The organism is Deltaproteobacteria bacterium, assembly GCA_016183235.1.
GTDB lineage: Bacteria > UBA10199 > UBA10199 > DSSB01 > JACPFA01 > JACPFA01.
In genome coordinates this window covers 15928-32849 of sequence record JACPFA010000011.1, presented here as the reverse complement: position 1 = coordinate 32849, position 16922 = coordinate 15928, and the positions used below count along the sequence as shown (strand labels likewise).

21 protein-coding genes and 2 tRNA genes are annotated in these 16922 nt (G+C 44.1%); all 23 read right to left on the bottom strand.

Annotated elements, in window-relative coordinates; all coding sequences use genetic code 11:
* Nucleotide 1: 1 nt before the first annotated feature.
* A complete protein-coding gene (trpD, locus tag HYU97_02120; GenBank protein MBI2335540.1) occupies nucleotides 2–985 on the bottom strand; it encodes an anthranilate phosphoribosyltransferase in 984 nt (327 codons plus the stop codon).
* 285 nt (nucleotides 986–1270) lie between these two features.
* A complete protein-coding gene (locus HYU97_02115; protein ID MBI2335539.1) occupies nucleotides 1271–1840 on the bottom strand; it encodes an aminodeoxychorismate/anthranilate synthase component II in 570 nt (189 codons plus the stop codon).
* A gap of 196 nt (nucleotides 1841–2036) precedes the next feature.
* Nucleotides 2037–3491 (bottom strand): anthranilate synthase component I, encoded by a 1455-nt coding sequence (gene trpE, locus HYU97_02110; protein ID MBI2335538.1) that lies wholly within the window; start codon nucleotides 3489–3491, stop codon nucleotides 2037–2039.
* The gene (locus HYU97_02105; GenBank protein MBI2335537.1) at nucleotides 3492–4007 is read right to left on the bottom strand and encodes an adenine phosphoribosyltransferase; all 516 of its coding nucleotides are present in this window, start codon (nucleotides 4005–4007) and stop codon (nucleotides 3492–3494) included.
* Between the two features lie 19 nt (nucleotides 4008–4026).
* Nucleotides 4027–4572: a M23 family metallopeptidase gene (locus tag HYU97_02100; protein MBI2335536.1), complete on the bottom strand. Its 546-nt coding sequence runs from the start codon at nucleotides 4570–4572 to the stop codon at nucleotides 4027–4029.
* A gap of 159 nt (nucleotides 4573–4731) precedes the next feature.
* Nucleotides 4732–5376 carry a protein-L-isoaspartate(D-aspartate) O-methyltransferase gene (locus tag HYU97_02095; GenBank protein MBI2335535.1) on the bottom strand — a complete coding sequence of 215 codons (645 nt, stop codon included), beginning with the start codon at nucleotides 5374–5376 and terminating at the stop codon, nucleotides 4732–4734.
* Nucleotides 5373–6131, bottom strand: a complete 759-nt coding sequence (gene surE / locus HYU97_02090) for a 5'/3'-nucleotidase SurE (GenBank protein MBI2335534.1) — start codon at nucleotides 6129–6131, stop codon at nucleotides 5373–5375. Before surE ends, HYU97_02095 begins: the two co-directional genes overlap by 4 nt.
* A gap of 377 nt (nucleotides 6132–6508) precedes the next feature.
* Nucleotides 6509–6928: a YjbQ family protein gene (locus HYU97_02085; GenBank protein MBI2335533.1), complete on the bottom strand. Its 420-nt coding sequence runs from the start codon at nucleotides 6926–6928 to the stop codon at nucleotides 6509–6511.
* A 175-nt stretch (nucleotides 6929–7103) separates the two neighbouring features.
* Nucleotides 7104–7769 carry a hypothetical protein gene (locus HYU97_02080; protein ID MBI2335532.1) on the bottom strand — a complete coding sequence of 222 codons (666 nt, stop codon included), beginning with the start codon at nucleotides 7767–7769 and terminating at the stop codon, nucleotides 7104–7106.
* Nucleotides 7769–8266, bottom strand: a complete 498-nt coding sequence (locus HYU97_02075; GenBank protein ID MBI2335531.1) for a methylated-DNA--[protein]-cysteine S-methyltransferase — start codon at nucleotides 8264–8266, stop codon at nucleotides 7769–7771. Before HYU97_02075 ends, HYU97_02080 begins: the two co-directional genes overlap by 1 nt.
* Nucleotides 8262–8519, bottom strand: coding sequence for a hypothetical protein (locus HYU97_02070; GenBank protein MBI2335530.1), 258 nt, complete (start codon nucleotides 8517–8519; stop codon nucleotides 8262–8264). The genes HYU97_02075 and HYU97_02070 overlap by 5 nt, the downstream gene beginning before the upstream one ends.
* 30 nt (nucleotides 8520–8549) lie before the next feature.
* Nucleotides 8550–8623 (bottom strand) — tRNA-Pro (locus tag HYU97_02065).
* Between the two features lie 197 nt (nucleotides 8624–8820).
* The gene (locus HYU97_02060) at nucleotides 8821–9228 is read right to left on the bottom strand and encodes a MerR family transcriptional regulator (protein ID MBI2335529.1); all 408 of its coding nucleotides are present in this window, start codon (nucleotides 9226–9228) and stop codon (nucleotides 8821–8823) included.
* A 210-nt stretch (nucleotides 9229–9438) separates the two neighbouring features.
* On the bottom strand, nucleotides 9439–9714 hold the full coding sequence (locus HYU97_02055) for an integration host factor subunit alpha (GenBank protein ID MBI2335528.1): 276 nt from the start codon (nucleotides 9712–9714) through the stop codon (nucleotides 9439–9441).
* A 21-nt stretch (nucleotides 9715–9735) separates the two neighbouring features.
* Entirely contained in the window at nucleotides 9736–12111 is a 2376-nt protein-coding gene (locus tag HYU97_02050) for a phenylalanine--tRNA ligase subunit beta (GenBank protein MBI2335527.1), read from the bottom strand.
* A gap of 147 nt (nucleotides 12112–12258) precedes the next feature.
* Complete coding sequence (gene pheS / locus HYU97_02045; protein ID MBI2335526.1) at nucleotides 12259–13296, bottom strand: phenylalanine--tRNA ligase subunit alpha; 1038 nt, start codon at nucleotides 13294–13296, stop codon at nucleotides 12259–12261.
* A gap of 15 nt (nucleotides 13297–13311) precedes the next feature.
* The gene (rplT, locus tag HYU97_02040; protein MBI2335525.1) at nucleotides 13312–13659 is read right to left on the bottom strand and encodes a 50S ribosomal protein L20; all 348 of its coding nucleotides are present in this window, start codon (nucleotides 13657–13659) and stop codon (nucleotides 13312–13314) included.
* Between the two features lie 8 nt (nucleotides 13660–13667).
* Complete coding sequence (gene rpmI, locus HYU97_02035; GenBank protein MBI2335524.1) at nucleotides 13668–13871, bottom strand: 50S ribosomal protein L35; 204 nt, start codon at nucleotides 13869–13871, stop codon at nucleotides 13668–13670.
* A 14-nt stretch (nucleotides 13872–13885) separates the two neighbouring features.
* Complete coding sequence (locus HYU97_02030) at nucleotides 13886–14422, bottom strand: translation initiation factor IF-3 (protein ID MBI2335523.1); 537 nt, start codon at nucleotides 14420–14422, stop codon at nucleotides 13886–13888.
* 10 nt (nucleotides 14423–14432) lie between these two features.
* Nucleotides 14433–16199 carry a threonine--tRNA ligase gene (gene thrS / locus HYU97_02025; protein ID MBI2335522.1) on the bottom strand — a complete coding sequence of 589 codons (1767 nt, stop codon included), beginning with the start codon at nucleotides 16197–16199 and terminating at the stop codon, nucleotides 14433–14435.
* Nucleotides 16200–16212: 13 nt separating this feature from the next.
* Nucleotides 16213–16455, bottom strand: coding sequence for a DUF2442 domain-containing protein (locus HYU97_02020; protein MBI2335521.1), 243 nt, complete (start codon nucleotides 16453–16455; stop codon nucleotides 16213–16215).
* Nucleotides 16430–16672: a DUF4160 domain-containing protein gene (locus HYU97_02015; GenBank protein ID MBI2335520.1), complete on the bottom strand. Its 243-nt coding sequence runs from the start codon at nucleotides 16670–16672 to the stop codon at nucleotides 16430–16432. Before HYU97_02015 ends, HYU97_02020 begins: the two co-directional genes overlap by 26 nt.
* 7 nt (nucleotides 16673–16679) lie before the next feature.
* A tRNA-Val gene (locus HYU97_02010) sits at nucleotides 16680–16753 on the bottom strand.
* Nucleotides 16754–16922 lie beyond the last annotated feature (169 nt).

The window sequence follows — 16922 nt, the reverse complement described above, 5'->3', positions numbered from 1 at the left end:
GTTAATTGCTTTGCCTAATTTTATTCAAATATTCAAAGGCTAGCCCTGATGCCATTTGAGTTTTAGCCAACCGCACCCCTGATTTTAAATCTTCAACTTTGCCAACTACCATTAAGGCCGCGGCTACATTGAGGGCAATCGCATTGACTAAAGGGGTATCTTGTTCTTGACCTTGAAAAATTTTTTCTAAACGGTCGGCATTTTTTTGTGCGGTATCGCCTCGTAAGTCGCTGGCTAGGGCTGGTTTTAGACCAGCATCTTCTACAGTGAAAGAAAATTCGCGAATTTTTTTAGGGGTTACTTCTGCCACAAAAGTTTTTCCTAAAAGAGAAACTTCATCAAGATTACCCTCTCCCCATACGACCCAAGCCCGTTTGCGCCTCAACGCTTGTAGGGTTTTAGCTACCGGCATGAGTAATGCCTGATCATAAATCCCCACCAATTGGTGGGTAATCGGGGCTGGATTGGTGAGTGGCCCCAGCAAATTAAAGATAGTGCGTATTTTTAGCTGGCGTCGTACTTTTTGCACCTGAGCAGTGGCCCCATGATAAAGGGGGGCAAATAAAAAAACAAAACCCTCTTCTTTTAAAACTTGAGCGGCCGCTAGTGGATTTAATTGAATTGGGATTCTCAAAGCCTCTAATAAATCGGCACTCCCTGATTGAGAAGTTAAGGCGCGATTACCATGCTTGGCCACTTTTACTCCAAAACTCGCTACCAACAAAGCTGCTGCCGTAGACAAATTAAACGAATGACTTTGATCTCCACCCGTTCCACAGGTGTCAAGTAAGAGTTCACTTTTAAAATCGATCTTTTTAGCGTGTTGCAGCATCAACCGAGCAAGGGCTGTTAAATCTTGCTCATTAATTTTACGGGAAGCAATAGCAGTGAGAAAAGATTCAATCTCTTGATCTGTCACAGCACCCGCAAAACACTGCGCTACAAATTGCGCCAGATCTTCTGTTGTTTTAAAATTATTTCTCATAACTAAATTTGCGAAGAAGTCTTTTCGGGGAGGGTAGAGGTAACTTGAGAACCTGTAGCGCAGGAAGGAGGCCGTAGGAGGGCTATAAAAATTCTATTGTTTTTGTGAGTTGGAGGACGACAGAGGAGTACTCCAACTCACAAAAAACAAAGAATTTTTTAGCCCGACTAGGCCGACTGGGCGCGGGTTCTCAAGTTACCTCTACCCTCCCCGAAAAGACGTGACGAAGAATTGGCAGATAAAATGGAAGATTCTTCGCCCTGTTGGGCTCTGAATGACATTATATTATGTAAGCAACTTCAAAAAATTTTTGAGCAGCTCTTTCCCCACCGTTGTCAAAATCGATTCGGGATGAAATTGCACCCCCTCTACAAGAAGATGCCGATGCCGAATCCCCATGATCTCACCGGCTTCGGTCCAACTGCTCACTTCTAACGACGCTGGCAATGATTCGCGTTCTACAATAAGCGAATGATATCGAGTTGCGGTAAAGGGATTGGGGAGATTTTGATAGATGGTTTTACTATCGTGATGAATCGCTGAGGTTTTACCATGCATCACATGTTGAGCGCGAATAACCTTGCCCCCCAAAGCCTGAGCAATCGTTTGATGCCCCAAACAAACCCCCAACAAAGGAATAACCCCGGTTAATTTTTTTACGACCTCCAAACAAATTCCCGCCTCATTAGGCGTGCAAGGGCCTGGTGACATCACGAGGGCCCGTGGGGCCTTGGCTTTAATTTGATCGACCGTAATTTCATCGTTGCGATACACCAAAACCTCTTGCCCTAATTCACCCAAATATTGAACCAGGTTAAACGTAAAAGAATCATAATTGTCGATCATTAATAACATAATAAAACTAATAACCCTACTTGAGTGGTAAAACAGAAACGGGAAGAGGCTTGTAGGGGTTTGTCGGAGGCTTACACATCCATGGCTATAAAGCCGTGGAAGCCGAGACTTTGAGTGCGCCTGGGGGCCGTAACCCCCAGGCGACACGGACCCCGGAAAGCCTCTGCCCGTTTCTGTTTTACCACTAATTAAACTTTTATATTTGCTTCAACGCCTCCATCATCACCTTGGCTTTATTTTCGCATTCTAAATATTCACGCTCCGGAATCGAATCGAGCACAATCCCCGCGCCCGATTGCGCAAAAATGCGATTCTTATGAAAGGCCAAAGTTCGAATGGTAATGGCCATATCCATATTACCAAAAAAATCAAAATATCCCACACAGCCCCCATAAGGCCCACGCCGATCTTTTTCTAAACCTTCAATGATCTCCATCGCCCGAATCTTAGGCGCTCCCGTAAGCGTGCCAGCTGGAAAGGTTGCTTTGAGCACATCCATGGCATTCATTTCTTTTCGAGCCACTCCCTCCACATTAGAAACAAGATGCATCACGTGGGAATAGCGCTCTACCACCATTTGCCGGGTAACCCTCACCGAACCCGTTTCGGCCACTCGCCCCAAATCATTGCGAGCCAGATCAACCAACATAATATGTTCGGCCCGTTCTTTGGGGTCAGCTAACATTTCTTGCTCCATGGCCAAATCGTGTTCTAAAGTTTTACCACGCCGCCTGGTACCTGCAATCGGGCGCAGGGTCATTTGCCGACCTTCTAACCGCACCATCACTTCAGGCGAAGACCCTGCCAGGGCATCTTCACCCATTTGCAAACAAAACAAATAAGGCGAAGGATTGATTTGCCGCAACCGCCGATACACTTGAAAGGGATCTACCCGCTGCTTGCCTTCCATTCGCAACGACAAAACAACTTGAAAAATATCCCCCGCTCGAATGTATTCTTGGGCTTGCCGAACATTGTCAATGTATTGTGCCTTGCTGGTATTGGCCGTTAAACGAAGATTTTTTTTAGAAACCGGTGGCGAAGCTGGCAAGGAACGCTTTAAACGCTTAACCATTTGCATGAGGCGCACTTTGCCTTTCTCGTATTGTTTAGCGAGGCTCAAATGAGCATCGAGGTGCACTTGCACAATAAAACTTAATTTCTGTTCCAAATTATCAAAGGCAATAACCGAATCTTGCAACATTAAACGCGCATCGGGAAAAGGTGAAGCTTGCTCGATCGCCTTAGGCAATTTTTCCATGAAACGAACCATGTCGTAAGACAAATAGCCAACCCAGCCCCCTGAAAACCGCGGCAATCCCTCCACGGCTACGGGGTGATACTTGGCCAACATGGATTGAATAAATTCCAAAGGATCGCCTTGAAGATTTTCAATCTTTTTCCCTTGAGTTAAACGAATGTGTTGACCTTGGCTTTCTAGAATAAGGCTAGGTTCTGAACCCAAAAAAGAATAGCGACCCCAGGCCTGGCCACCTTCCATACTTTCAAATAAAAACCGATGGGAACCTTGGGTTAATTTAAGATAGGCACTCACCGGCGTTTCGGTGTCGGCAGAAAGGTTCATCACTAAAGGTACTAAATTGCCCTGATTGGCAAGACGCTTAAAATCCGAAAAGGAAGGGAATTTCATCTAATTGTATACCACTTGTGAAAAAATCTCGTAATCTTTTAATCGTTTGGCTCCTCCCAAGGCACCTAACTGCACAACGAAAGAGAGCCCCACTACGGTAGCACCAAATTTTTCAACGAGCTGAGCCGCAGCCAAAGCCGTCCCCCCGGTAGCCAGCAAATCATCGATGACCAATACTCGATCCCCCGGATTCAACGCATCGACATGCATTTCAATCGTATCAGTGCCATATTCCAATTCGTAGGTAACCTCGCGCGTTTTGTAGGGCAATTTGCCCTTTTTACGAGCCAAGGCAAAACCCACACTTAAGCGCTCTGCCAATACCGCCCCAAATAAAAACCCGCGAGATTCTATGCCCACAATTTTATCTAACCTTGAATTTTTATATCGATCGACAAATGTTTGCACAATGTGGCTAAACACCTTGGGGGTTAACAATAAGGGGGTTATGTCTTTAAAAACAATCCCAGGTTTTGGAAAATCCGGAACATCGCGAATATATTGCTTCAAATCCATAGTTTCTCTCCTTATTGGCTCAACGCCCGGGCAAATATAGTAAAGGATCTACAGGCTCTTTGCCATATCTTATCTCAAAATGAATATGTGGCCCGGTGGAACGCCCTGTAGAACCTGACTTAGCAATGACCTGACCCCTTTTTACTTTTTTGCCTTCTTTGGTTAAAATTTTAGAATTGTGAGCATAAGCTGTAAATAAATTATTTTTATGTTCCACCACGACTAATTCTCCATAACCACTCAAATCCCCAGCATAAACCACCTCACCCGGGGCTGCTACCTTCACCTTGGTACCTTTTTCAGCCTGAATGTCAATACCTTGATGAAACCTCCCCCACCTTTTGCCATAAAGGCTGGTTACCGTACCATCATAGGGCCATTGAAAATAACCTTTTTCAATGTTCAACTTTTTTCTTTTATGTTTTTTATATTCTTTAGGGACGCGTTTAGTAGAATTAGGCGCTAAATCAGGGCCCCCAACAAAAATACCCTTAAAAGAAGCACAGCCACTTTCAACCAGCAGCACCGTAATAATACAAATGATAGCCGTCTTGCCTATCGGCACAATAGACCCTCTAACAACTCGATTTTTTGTGGACCTCTAAAAAGGGCCCAGATGCAAGGCGCCCGCAAAGACGCGACCGGAGCGTATATGGAAATACGTGAGGATCGCGGCTTTGCGGGCAACGCGGCAGATGGGTCGTTTTTAGAGGTCCACACAAGGTTATTCCTTCATATAGCCATACTGCCCTTTTAGCTTAACAAATCGACAGGGCAGTAAAGTCTTTTCCAAAACCCTTCCTTGAACCTTTTTAACCAAAACCAGGTCTTGAGATTCTTCGCCTCCAACCGGTAAAATCATTCTACCACCTTCGGCCAATTGTTCTAGTAAAGGTTTTGGAATCAAAGGTGCCGATGCTGCAACAACGATGGCATCGTAGGGGGCATAATCTTTCCAACCTAAGGAACCATCGCCCAATTTTAAAACGATGTTACGCAGGCCTAAACTTTTCAAATTTTGTCGAGCTTTAAAAAATAATTCTTTAACTCGTTCAATCGTATAAATGGTTTTTGCTAAATGGGCCAAGAGAGCGGTTTGATAACCACAACCCGTACCAATTTCTAAAACCTTATCAGTTGTTTGTAGCTCTAATGCTTCTAACATAAAAGCAACAATGTAGGGCTGACTAATCGTCGCCCCCCAACCGATATTAATTGGCCCATCTTCGTAAGCCCTAATCCATAATCCTGAATCAACAAAGTGATGCCTTGGCACCTCACTCATCACTTGCAGCACCCGCTGATCTTTAATCTCCCGGCCCACCAATTGTTCAGCCACCATTCTTTTGCGGGCGATATTAAAACTCATAATTTCCATTGCTTCATGGTTTCGATCATCTCATGATGGGTCATATCAACATAAATCGGAGTTATCGAAATTTTCTTGGCTAAAATGGCATTGCAATCGCTATGTGGAATATTTTCAAACCCTGAATCATCGCCCGTGATCCAATAATATTTTCTTTTCTTGGGGTCCAACTTTTCGACAATCAAAGAACCATAATTGCGTTTGCCTAACTTAACAATTTCAACTCCCTTAAGTTCACGCTCTAATACATTAGGGACATTGACATTGAGCACCACACCATGGGGCAACCCTTGGTTTAATACCTGTTTCACTAATTTAACCGCGAATTTAGCCCCTGCCGTATAAACGGGTTTTCGCCCATTGGCGGTAACCAGAGAAATGGCAACTCCCGGAATCCCAGCAATAACTCCCTCCATAGCCGCTGATACCGTACCCGAATAATGAACATCTTCTCCCAAATTTCCTCCCCGATTAATCCCCGAAACCACCACATCGGGTTTACGTTTCAAGATTTCATGCACCGCCACCACCACACAATCGGTGGGAGTACCTTCTACCGAATAAACATCTTTCGCAATGCGTTCGTAACGAATGGGACGATGCAACGTTAAAGAATGACTCGCCGCACTCTTTTCCCGATCCGGCGCCACCACCACCACCCGCGCATGAGGAATATTCTTCAAAAACCGCGCCAATGTGCGAATCCCCTTGCTCAACACCCCATCATCATTACTCACCAAAATTAGCTTGCTCATATTTGTACCGAGTTGAATTGTAACACGATTATTGAAAAAACGATAGTGATTGAAGTTGGGCTATTTGTGCGAAGTCTTTTCGAAGTAGGCTCAAGGCCAATTGAGAACCTGTAGCGCAGGAAGGAGGACGTAGGAGGGCTACAAAAATTCTATTGTTTTTGTGAGTTGGAGGACGACAGAGGAGTACTCCAACTCACAAAAAACAAAGAATTTTTTAGCCCGACTAGGCCGACTGGGCGCGGGTTCTCAATTGGCCTTGAGCCTACTTCGAAAAGACGTGGAGATAATTGCAGATGAATTGAAGAATAAAATGGAAGATTCTTCACCATCATGGGTCCCCGCCTTCGCGGGGATGACATTGCTCGCAATGACATCGATTACGATCCAATAATCTTGACTAAAACGCGTTTTTTGCGCCTCCCATCAAACTCCCCATAAAAAATCTGCTCCCAAGGCCCAAAATCAAGCCTCCCTTCCGTCACCGCCACCACGACTTCACGGCCAAATAACTGCCTTTTGAGATGCGCGTCGGCATTGTCTTCGCCGGTATCGTTGTGACGATATTGTTCAATAGGCGCATGGGGAACTAACTTTTCTAAAAAGGTTTCAAAATCTTGATGCAAACCACGTTCGTCATCGTTAATAAAAACCGATGCCGAAATATGCATGGCATTCACTAATACCAATCCTTCTTTGATATGACTTTCGGCAAGCGCCTTTTCAACTTCATGGGTAATGTTCATAAAAGCCAAACGCTTTGGAATATTAAACCATAATTCTTTGCGATAAGATTTCATTGGCACCTCTAACAACTTGGATTTGGGGGGACCTCTAAAAAGGGTCCAGATGCAAGGCGCCCGCAAAGACGCGACCGGAGCGTATATGGAAATACGTGAGGATCGCGGCTTTGCGGGTGATCCTTCGCTTGCGCTCTGGACAGGCTCCGCAGATGGGCCCTTTTTAGAGGTCCCCTCATGTTATTTTTACCTCATAGCGACGTTGGTTCCACTTATACCAAAGATGATCAACCAGTGATAAGACCGCAAGCCCAATCACGCCTATAAAAGTTAACATCACCCCTTGATATTGAAAACCTGTTTTGATGTTCACTTCATAATTTGCCCAGGTAAATAAAAATATTCCCGCCATAACTAGCATGAATAGTGAACTTCGTGATCGAATGATGACACTTAATAAGTTAATCAACGCCACAGCCCAAGGGAAAACCACCCACATGAGCCAAAGAGGGTTGAGCAAATATTTATTAGAATAACTTGTATAAGTGGCTTCTTGCCATGCCGTGGTGATGAGGGTCCATTTGAGCAAAGGCCCCATGACGCTTGCAAACCCAAAGGTGAGTGTCAAAAACCATAAAACCACGATTTCCCAATAACGTCGTTTAAGAACGAAGCGTTTTAATTCATCACGCTCAGGTTTATAGTGAGTCGTTTTGATCCCTATGATCAAAAGCAACATCCCTAAGAAAGTTAGGATGACATCTAATTGCGGCGTAAGACGAAAGGTGTAACGAAAAAAGAGAGGCATGCGGACAAGCAAAACCTCCCGGCTAAAATTGACCCAGTAATAGAGGGCAGACCCAATCCAAAGAATACCCAATAAAGATATTAGCTTCCCCATCAAGATCTGCTCCTTTCATGTTTTAATAACCATCCTTTCTTACGCTGACCACAAGCATAACCACCCAATTGCCCATCTTTATTAATTACCCTATGACATGGCACCACAATCACCCAAGGATTTTTTTTATTGGCCATCCCTACCGCCCGCATGGCCTTTGGATTACGCACCCATTGGGCGATTTGAGCATAAGATTCAGTGCTACCAAAAGAAATTTTTTGTAAGGCTGACCAAACCTTTTGTTGAAAGGCCGTACCCTGCTTGGCTAATGGCAAAGAAAATCTTTTGCGTTTGCCTTTAAAATATTCATCGAGTTGATTCACACATTTTTTAAGAACCCCATTATGGATCCCCGCCCCCCGATCGGGGTCGAGGGCATGCTTCGCGAGGATGACATGGCCGCTCTTTGAATTTACAAATTGAATGGAAAGGATGGTTTGATGAACCGCTTCGATTTTTATTAAACCGAGCTTAGAGGAATAATAAGCCGTCTCAATCATCTTCATCTCGCCTACGGTTGGGGCGATTTAAATACAAAATTAACCGGCGATAACTGTTCAATGCCCCACTCAAAAACAGGTAAGCACCTAAAACCGTTACAAGGTAATCAAGATGGGGCAAAAGCCGAAACCCAAATTTAAATAAGGGCGGCAGGGCCTTAGTTGGCACGGTTTGGCCAAACTGCATCCAATAATAAATCGCAATCGAAGATATACCTAAACCAAGGAGGAATTTAAAAAATTGAAACAATTTTCACCTCCAACCATAAAACGTAAAATGTCGGGACGAGAGGATTTGAACCTCCGACCACTCCCACCCCAAGGGAGTGCGCTACCGGGCTGCGCTACGTCCCGATCTTCGAATTCCCACTACCCCAATCCTTTCCTTCCTGCATATGCACTTGACTCCACTCACTCTTTCTTGTCATCCCTGCCCCTGCCTGCGCAGGGGTAAACTCCGGCAGGGATCCAGTCTTTTCAAACACTTCTAGATTCCCGCTTTCGCGGGAATGACAACGGTGGCATCAAGTGCATATGCAGGCTTTCCTTTATCAAGAAGCAACTTCTTTTAAAATATCTGCTAACCCATCGCGGATTTTTTTAAGCAAGTGTTGGGTTGATTCTGCCATGGGTAAACCAAGTGAAATTTGGCCTTCGGTTTCACCTGCTTTATCTTTTTTAGGTTTCTCAACCAGTTTCTTGCGAGCACCATCAATGGTGAATTTTTCTTTATAGAGCAAATCTCGAATTTTCAAGATAGTTTCGACATCTCGTTTTTTGTAAAGCCTTTGCCCTTTCTTACTCTTCGTGGGAGTAATTTCGGTAAATTCTGTTTCCCAATAACGCAAGACATAAGGCTTAACACCGATAATCTTGGCTACCTCACCAATTTTAAAATAAAGTTTATCTGGGATTTGGGGAGTCGAAAAAACTTCTTTTTTTAAGGCTGCTTTTTCCAAGGCTAAAACCCTCTTTTAAATAAGTTTAAACCAAACCATTAACAATTCTAAACAAGCTACTAAAACTTATTTAAAAACAAATCAACTTTTTATTAATGTCATTCCCGCGGAGGCGGGAATCTAGAAATGCTTAAAATCACTGGATCCCTGCCGGAGTTTACCCCTGCGCAGGCAGGGGCAGGGATGACACCCCTTTACAATGACAACTATTTAGGAATTTAAACGCGCTTTAAGAACTTGTGATGGCCGAAAAGTTAATACCTTTCGTGCTGAAATCGTAATTTCTTCTCCGGTTTGAGGGTTACGCCCTAATCGTGAACGTTTGTTACGCACGACAAAATTACCAAAACCGCTTATCTTGATTTTATCACCACGCTCTAGGGTCTCTTTAATAATATCAAAAACCATCTCGACGATATCGGCAGATTCTTTTTTAGAAAAACCAATTTTCTGATAAACTGCTTCGATTATTTCAGCCTTTGTCATAGCTCTCCTCACGAATTAAAATTAAGTTCTCAAACTTGCTTTTAACGTTACCTGTAATTTTTCAATCAGTCGATGATGCGCCTCATTGACCTCTTCATCGGTTAAGGTTCGATCTTGGGTGCCGTATTCGATGGAGTAGGTTAAGGCCTTTTGCCCTTCTGTTAAAGGCTTACCGCGATAAATGTCAAATAACTCTAGCTTGCGAATCCAAGGATTTTGGGCAGTTTCAATCACCTTTTCCACCTCGGCATGTTGGACTTTCTCATCTAAGATAAGATTGAGATCCCGCCACACAGAAGGGAAAGGTGAAAGTGCTTGAAAAACCACCTTACCTTTATGTTTTAACTTTATCTCATCTAAATAAATTTCGCAAAGAATTGTTTTTGTTGGTAATTCTTCCTTTTGGACAAGGCTGGGATGGATTTCACCCAAAAAGCCTATCTTTTGCCCATCCACTTCGACCGACACTTGCCGCTTAGGGTGTAACATATTGATATTACTTGATTTTATTGAAAAATCTTGTTGCAAGGTATCGGATAGCAAACCCTGAAGAACCCCTTTGAGAAAATAAAAATCAACCTCCACCGGGGCTTGAGAAAAATGGAGTTGGCCCCTATTTCCACAAGCAACCATGCCAAGGGCATTTCGCTCACCTGGCACTTTGGATTGTTGGTAAAAAATGTTACCTATTTCAAAAAGCTTGATGTCTTTTTGGCCACGAGCCAAGTTCCAACGCATATTTTGAATAAGCCCTGGCAAAATACTTGTGCGTAAATAACTCCAACTATCGCTGATTGGATTTGCCAAACGAACCCCTTGCCCACCCCAAGTTTTAAGTTCAGCCTCTGAGATAAAACTAAAATTAACGGCTTCGGCAAAGCCTTTTTGCATTAAATATTCACGAGCCATTTTTGCGTGATTCAATTCGACTTGAGGCAGCTGGTTTAAGGCAATTTTTGGGAAATGTGCCGGTACAGTATCATAGCCGGCTAAGCGCACTACTTCTTCAATCAAATCGATCTCGCGGGTAAGATCGGATCGAAAGGTTGGGATGCTTACGGTATAGCCCTCGGGCTGTTCTGAAAAATCCAGCCCCAAATGTTGCAATTGGGGTAAAAATTTTTTTACATTGAGTTGAGTACCCAAAACTTTTTCGACTCGAGCGTTTCGCAACGATACGCGGGGTGATTCTATTTTTTGAGGGTAACGATCAACCACAGCGCTTACTTCTAAAGCTGAACCCTCTGACCATTGAACAATAAGTTCGGTTAAACGATCCAACGCTTCAACCACGGTATTGGGATCGACCCAACGTTCAAAGCGATAGCTGGATTCACTCGCTAAATTTAAACGCCGCGAAGTTTTGCGAATGCTCTCGGGCAAAAAACATGCACTTTCTAAAAGTAAATCTTTTGTGCCTTCTTTTACGCTAGAAAATGCCCCACCCATGACCCCAGCTAAAGCTAAAACTTTTTTAGTATCGGCAATCACCAAATCTTCGGTGGTTAAAGCATAGGTTTTATCATCAAGGGCAAGCAATGATTCACCGGATTTTGCTATGCGCACTTTGATTTCACCACCTTCGATGGTTGAAAGGTCAAAGGCATGCAAGGGATGCCCTAATTCCAGCATCACATAATTAGTGGCATCAACGACTTGATTGATAGGGCGCAAACCCGCACGTTGCAAACGTTGCTGCACCCACAGGGGTGAAGATTTTATAGCTAAATTTTTGATGAGCCGGGTGGCATAACGCAAACCTTGGTTTGGCGCTTGAATTGAAACATTCGTTGGATTGGCAATTTGATTTTTCAATGGAAATGCCCCACCCACTCTTTGTAGGGGCTGATCCAATAGGGCTGCGACTTCACGGGCTATGCCTCGCATGGAGAGGCAATCACCACGATTGGGGGTAACATTGATTTCTAAAATGGCCTCTTGCATCTTCAAAATATCACTTAAAGGTTCACCCAGCGGAGTTGGAGGCGGAAGGATCATAATCCCTGCGCTCGTATCGGCCAGGCCCAATTCTTTTTCTGAACAAAGCATGCCAAAACTTTCTGCCCCACGAATTTTGCTTTTTTTGATTTCCATACCACCCGGCAACTTTGCCCCTACGATAGCTAGCGCCACAACATCTCCAGCCTTCATATTGCTGGCCCCACAAACTACTTCTAAAATTTGATTTTGCCATTGCACTTGGCAAAGGGAGAGGCGATCGGCATTGGGGTGTTTATTCACCTCCAAAAGTTTGGCCGCATAAACATCAGACCACCCCGCTGCTAGCTTGGTAATTAATTCCACTTCTAGCCCGGCAAAGGTCAACCGTTTAGCAATTTCTTCTGCAACCAACGGCTGCTGAAAAAATTCTTGTAACCAAGAAAGAAGAACTTTCATAAATTATCCCTGTCATTGCGAGGCCAGCAGGCCGAAGCAATCCCATCGATTAAGCAGAAGAGATTGCGGAATTTATCCTGAGGCTTACCGAAGGACCTCTGGGTTCGCAATGACAAATAAGCATAGTTTCTGGCTCGCGATGACACCTCAAAACTGCTGCAAAAATCTCAAATCGTTTTCAAAAAATAACCGTATGTCGGGAATGCCCAACTTTAGCATGGCAATGCGCTCAATCCCCATCCCAAAGGCAAAACCCGTATAACGTTCAGCATCCACGCCCACATGGGTAAACACGGCTGGGTCGACCATGCCGCAACCCATAATCTCTAACCACCCACTTTGTTTGCAAACCCGGCAGCCCTGTTGTTGGCACAACACACAGCCAATATCCATTTCTGCACTAGGTTCGGTAAACGGAAAAAAGCTAGGCCGAAACCGCACGGGAGTTTGATCGCCAAACACCCGCTGCACAAACAGGGTCAACACCCCTTTCAAATGGGCAAAAGTAATATTTTCATCGACCCACAAACCTTCTAGTTGGTGAAACATGGGGGTGTGAGTTACATCATGATCGTGACGATAAACCGCGCCCGGGGCAATCATGCGAATGGGGACTCCGTCTTTTTCCATGGCACGGATTTGTACGGGTGAAGTGTGAGTGCGCAGTAAATATTGGGAATTTTCTAGATAAAAGGTATCTTGCATATCCCGAGCCGGATGATGGGCGGGGATATTCAAGGCCTCAAAATTATAATAATCGGTTTCGATTTGTGGGCCTTGATAGCTTTTAAAACCAAGCCCCAAAAAGATGAGTTCTACTTCGGCTAAGGTTTGAGTGATAGGATGTTTGGAACCGCGAGTCGGAGGCAACCCTGGCAAGGTAACATCAAAGCTATCTTTTGCTAAGGCTTCGCTTAACGATTGTATTTCGAGTTTTTCTAATTTTTGTTGTAAGGCCTGTTGCAACTGCTCTTTTACCTGGTTGGCTACTTGCCCAACCGCAGCACGCTCAGGTACATCGAGCTTGCCCAAGCCCTTCATGATTTCGGTGACGGGCCCCTTTTTCCCCAAAAATTTAACCTTTAATTCTTGGAGTCCCTGGATTTGTTCAGTGTGCTCAAGTTCAAGGCTCGCCTCTTTTTGAAAGGCTTTTAGCTTAAGAACTAAGGGATGTTCCCGCTCCAAAACTACCTCATGAATTTAGGCCCTAACTTGTTTGACAACGGATTCAAACCCTTTAGGATCGCTCACCGCTAAATCAGCTAAAATCTTTCGATTGAGAATAATCCCAGCTTTGGAAAGTAGCCCCATGAAAGCGCTGTAAGAAACACCATAACCATCGAGAGCGGCCCCGATACGGTTGATCCATAGGCTTCGATAATCGCGTTTTTTCAAGCGCCGGCCCACATAGGCGTAGCTTAAATTTTTCTTGACCGCTTCAACCGCCGTACGAAACAATTTAGAACGACCTCCACGGCCACCCTTGGCTAATTTTAAAACTTTATTGCGACGACGTCGGGCTTTAAAACCCCTTTTTACTCGTGGCATAACAACTCCTATCGACCTACATAAGGCAAGAGCGCTCGAATGCGCTTAGCATCGCTGTCATTGAGAACAATGTCATTACGCGCCTGCCTCTTTTGTTTAGTGGGTTTATTAGTCAGGATATGAGCCCGCATGGCTTTACGAACTTTTACCTTTCCAGTTTTAGAAACTTTAAATCGTTTTTGAGTACCTTTGTGAGTTTTTAACTTTCCCATAATAAATTCCTTTACTATTTCTTTTTAGGTGCCTTGGGCGCCAATGCCGGTGGCAAGATAATCATATAGAGTTGCCGACCTTCTGAAGACATGGGGGCTTCTAACACACCATGTTCGCCAATTTCATGAACCACTCGATTGAGCAACTCTGCCCCTTTTTGTTTATAAGCCATTTCGCGCCCTCGAAACACTACGGTAATTTTAACTTTGTCGCCGTGTTCTAAAAATTTTAAAATATTCTTAACTTTAAACTCAACATCATGCGTATCGGTTGTGGGCCGAAACCGAATCTCTTTTAAGTGAACTATGATTTGTTTCTTTTTGGCCTCATGCTTTTTGCGGTTTTCTTGATATTTATATTTGCCATAATCTAAAATTTTACATACCGGCGGTTTAGCGGTGGGTGATATTTCAACTAAATCCAAACCTTCTTCTTGAGCACTTTTCATGGCCTCTTCTGTTTTCACCACCCCCAATTGTTCTCCGGTAGAAGAAATGAGCCGAACTTCTCGGACTCGGATGCGGTGGTTGATGCGTAAATCCCTTTCGATACGAACCTCCTTATTGTCTTTTACCTATCTCTTGCTTCAATTTCAAAATAAAATCATTTAAAGCCAAGCGGCCTTGCTCACCTTTTAAGGTGCGAAAGCTTACCTCACGCGCGGCCTTTTCTTTTTCGCCCAACACGATCATGTAAGGCACCTTTTCTAACTGAGCCTGGCGAATCTTCAAGCCTAATTTTTCTTCCCTCAAATCAAGGCCTAAGCGCATGTTCTCTTGTAACAAAAGATCACGAATTTCAAGTGCATAATCATGCACTTGGGTATTAATTGCCAAGATCTTGACCTGATGGGGGGCTAACCACAGTGGAAACGCCCCGGCATAGTGCTCGATCAAAATACCAAAAAAACGCTCGAGCGAGCCCATGAGAGCCCGGTGAATCATGATGGGCCGCTTTCGGCTGCCATCTTCGGCCACATATTGCATGTCGAAACGTTCAGGATTGTTAAAATCGACTTGAATGGTCGAACACTGCCAAGAACGATTTAAAACATCTTTGATTTTAATATCGATTTTGGGCCCGTAAAAAACCCCCTCGCCAGGGTCTATTTTATAGGCAATTTTTTGATCTTCTAAAGCCCCTTTTAAACTGGCGGTGGCTAACTCCCAGTGCTCATCACTGCCCACCGATTTTTGAGGCCGGGTGGAAAGAAAAACCTCAAAATCTTCAAAACCAAAAGTACGCAAAAAACTAAATACAAAATTGAGAACCTTAATCACTTCATTTTGTAATTGCTCAGGGGTGCAAAAGAGATGGGCATCGTCTTGGGTAAAGCCACGTACCCTTAGCAACCCATGCAAAACCCCGGAGCGTTCATAACGATAAACCGTGCCCAATTCTGCCAAACGCACGGGAAGATCACGATAGCTCTGCACCAGCCTATTAACCATGAGCACATGGAAGGGGCAATTCATGGGCTTGATTTCATAATCTTGGCCTTCGACCGGCATGGGGGCAAACATGTTTTCTTTATAAAATTCGACATGGCCGCTGGTTTTCCAAAGATCAAGCTTAGCCATGTGCGGGGTAAAGACAAGCTCGTAGCCCTCTTGGGCATGACGATCGCGCCAAAAATCTTCTAACACCCGCCGAATGCGCGCCCCCTTGGGTAACCACAAAATAAGACCTGGCCCCTCGGCCTCCATACTGGCAAACAGTTCTAAATCTTTACCTAGCTTGCGATGATCACGGGCTTCGGCTTCACGCAAAAAATCTAGATGTTCATCGAGGGCCGGTTGACTAGCAAAGGCAGTCCCGTAGATACGTTGCAGCATCTTGTTTTTTTCATCGCCCCGCCAATAAGCCCCAGCGACACTTAACAACTTAATCGCCTTAACCTCACCAGTAGATTTGACATGAGGGCCGCGGCACAAATCAATAAAGTCACCATGCTGATAACAGGTAATGACTGCATCAGCGGGTAAGGCTTGAATGATTTCAATTTTATAATTTTCACCCAATTTTTTAAATCGCTCAAGGGCTTCACTGCGCGTCATTTCAAAACGCTTGAAAGGCAAATCTTGCTGGATGATTTCTTTCATCTTCGCTTCGATTTTATTTAAATCTTCTTCAGAAAAAGAATGCGAAGCATCAAAATCGTAATAAAACCCCATATCAATGGCTGGGCCAATAGTAAGCCGCGTGCCTTTGAAGAGCTGCTGTACCGCATCTGCCATAATGTGCGCCGCAGAATGCCGCAACCGCTGCAACGGAGAATAATTAAGCGTTTCGTCAAGTGCTTGCTGGGAAATGTTATGTTCGTTCATAATTTTTACGGGGTTAATCGAAGAAGGCCTTGACGCTAATATCTTCATCGATATCAGGCCAATGAATACCATAGCCACCAGGAGAAATTTCGAAATTTTCAAGTTGTTTTAAAGACGCACTTGCTAAGCGAGCAAACCATGCTGTTGGTATAGAAACTTCTCTACCATCGCTCATAAGGGAAGAAATCTTCTCTTTACTCACCTTAACCTTCAGAATGGCTGGATAAGGATTATTTTTTCTTACTGCTAAATTCATTCCATGCCTCCATAAACAGTTTAGTATTTTCTTTAATCACGCCTATTATTTTACGTTGCTCGGTAGGGGAAAGACCATAGGAAAACTCAACCATTATCTTTGGAAGCCATACCTTCATTTCTCCACCTTTTCCAGTGACATGAATATGAGGTGGCTCCTTACCCTCATTGGAATAAAAATGAAACCGATAACCAAATTTTCTTAATACTGTTGGCATTTTATAGTGGGTCCGACTGGGATCGAACCAGTGACCTCTTGCATGTCAAGCAAGCACTCTAACCAGCTGAGCTACGGACCCATTAGATTTGTTCAGCTATTGTAAAAGCCCCATAGGGTCAAGGTTTTTATATCCTCGCAAGAGGAGTTTATTGTAGGAAATGAGTAACTATGATAGGGTTAGCCCGATATGCATTGGAAAATTTTAGATTCAGCAAGAAAAGAAATCCTCTTCGAAAAGGAAACCGTAC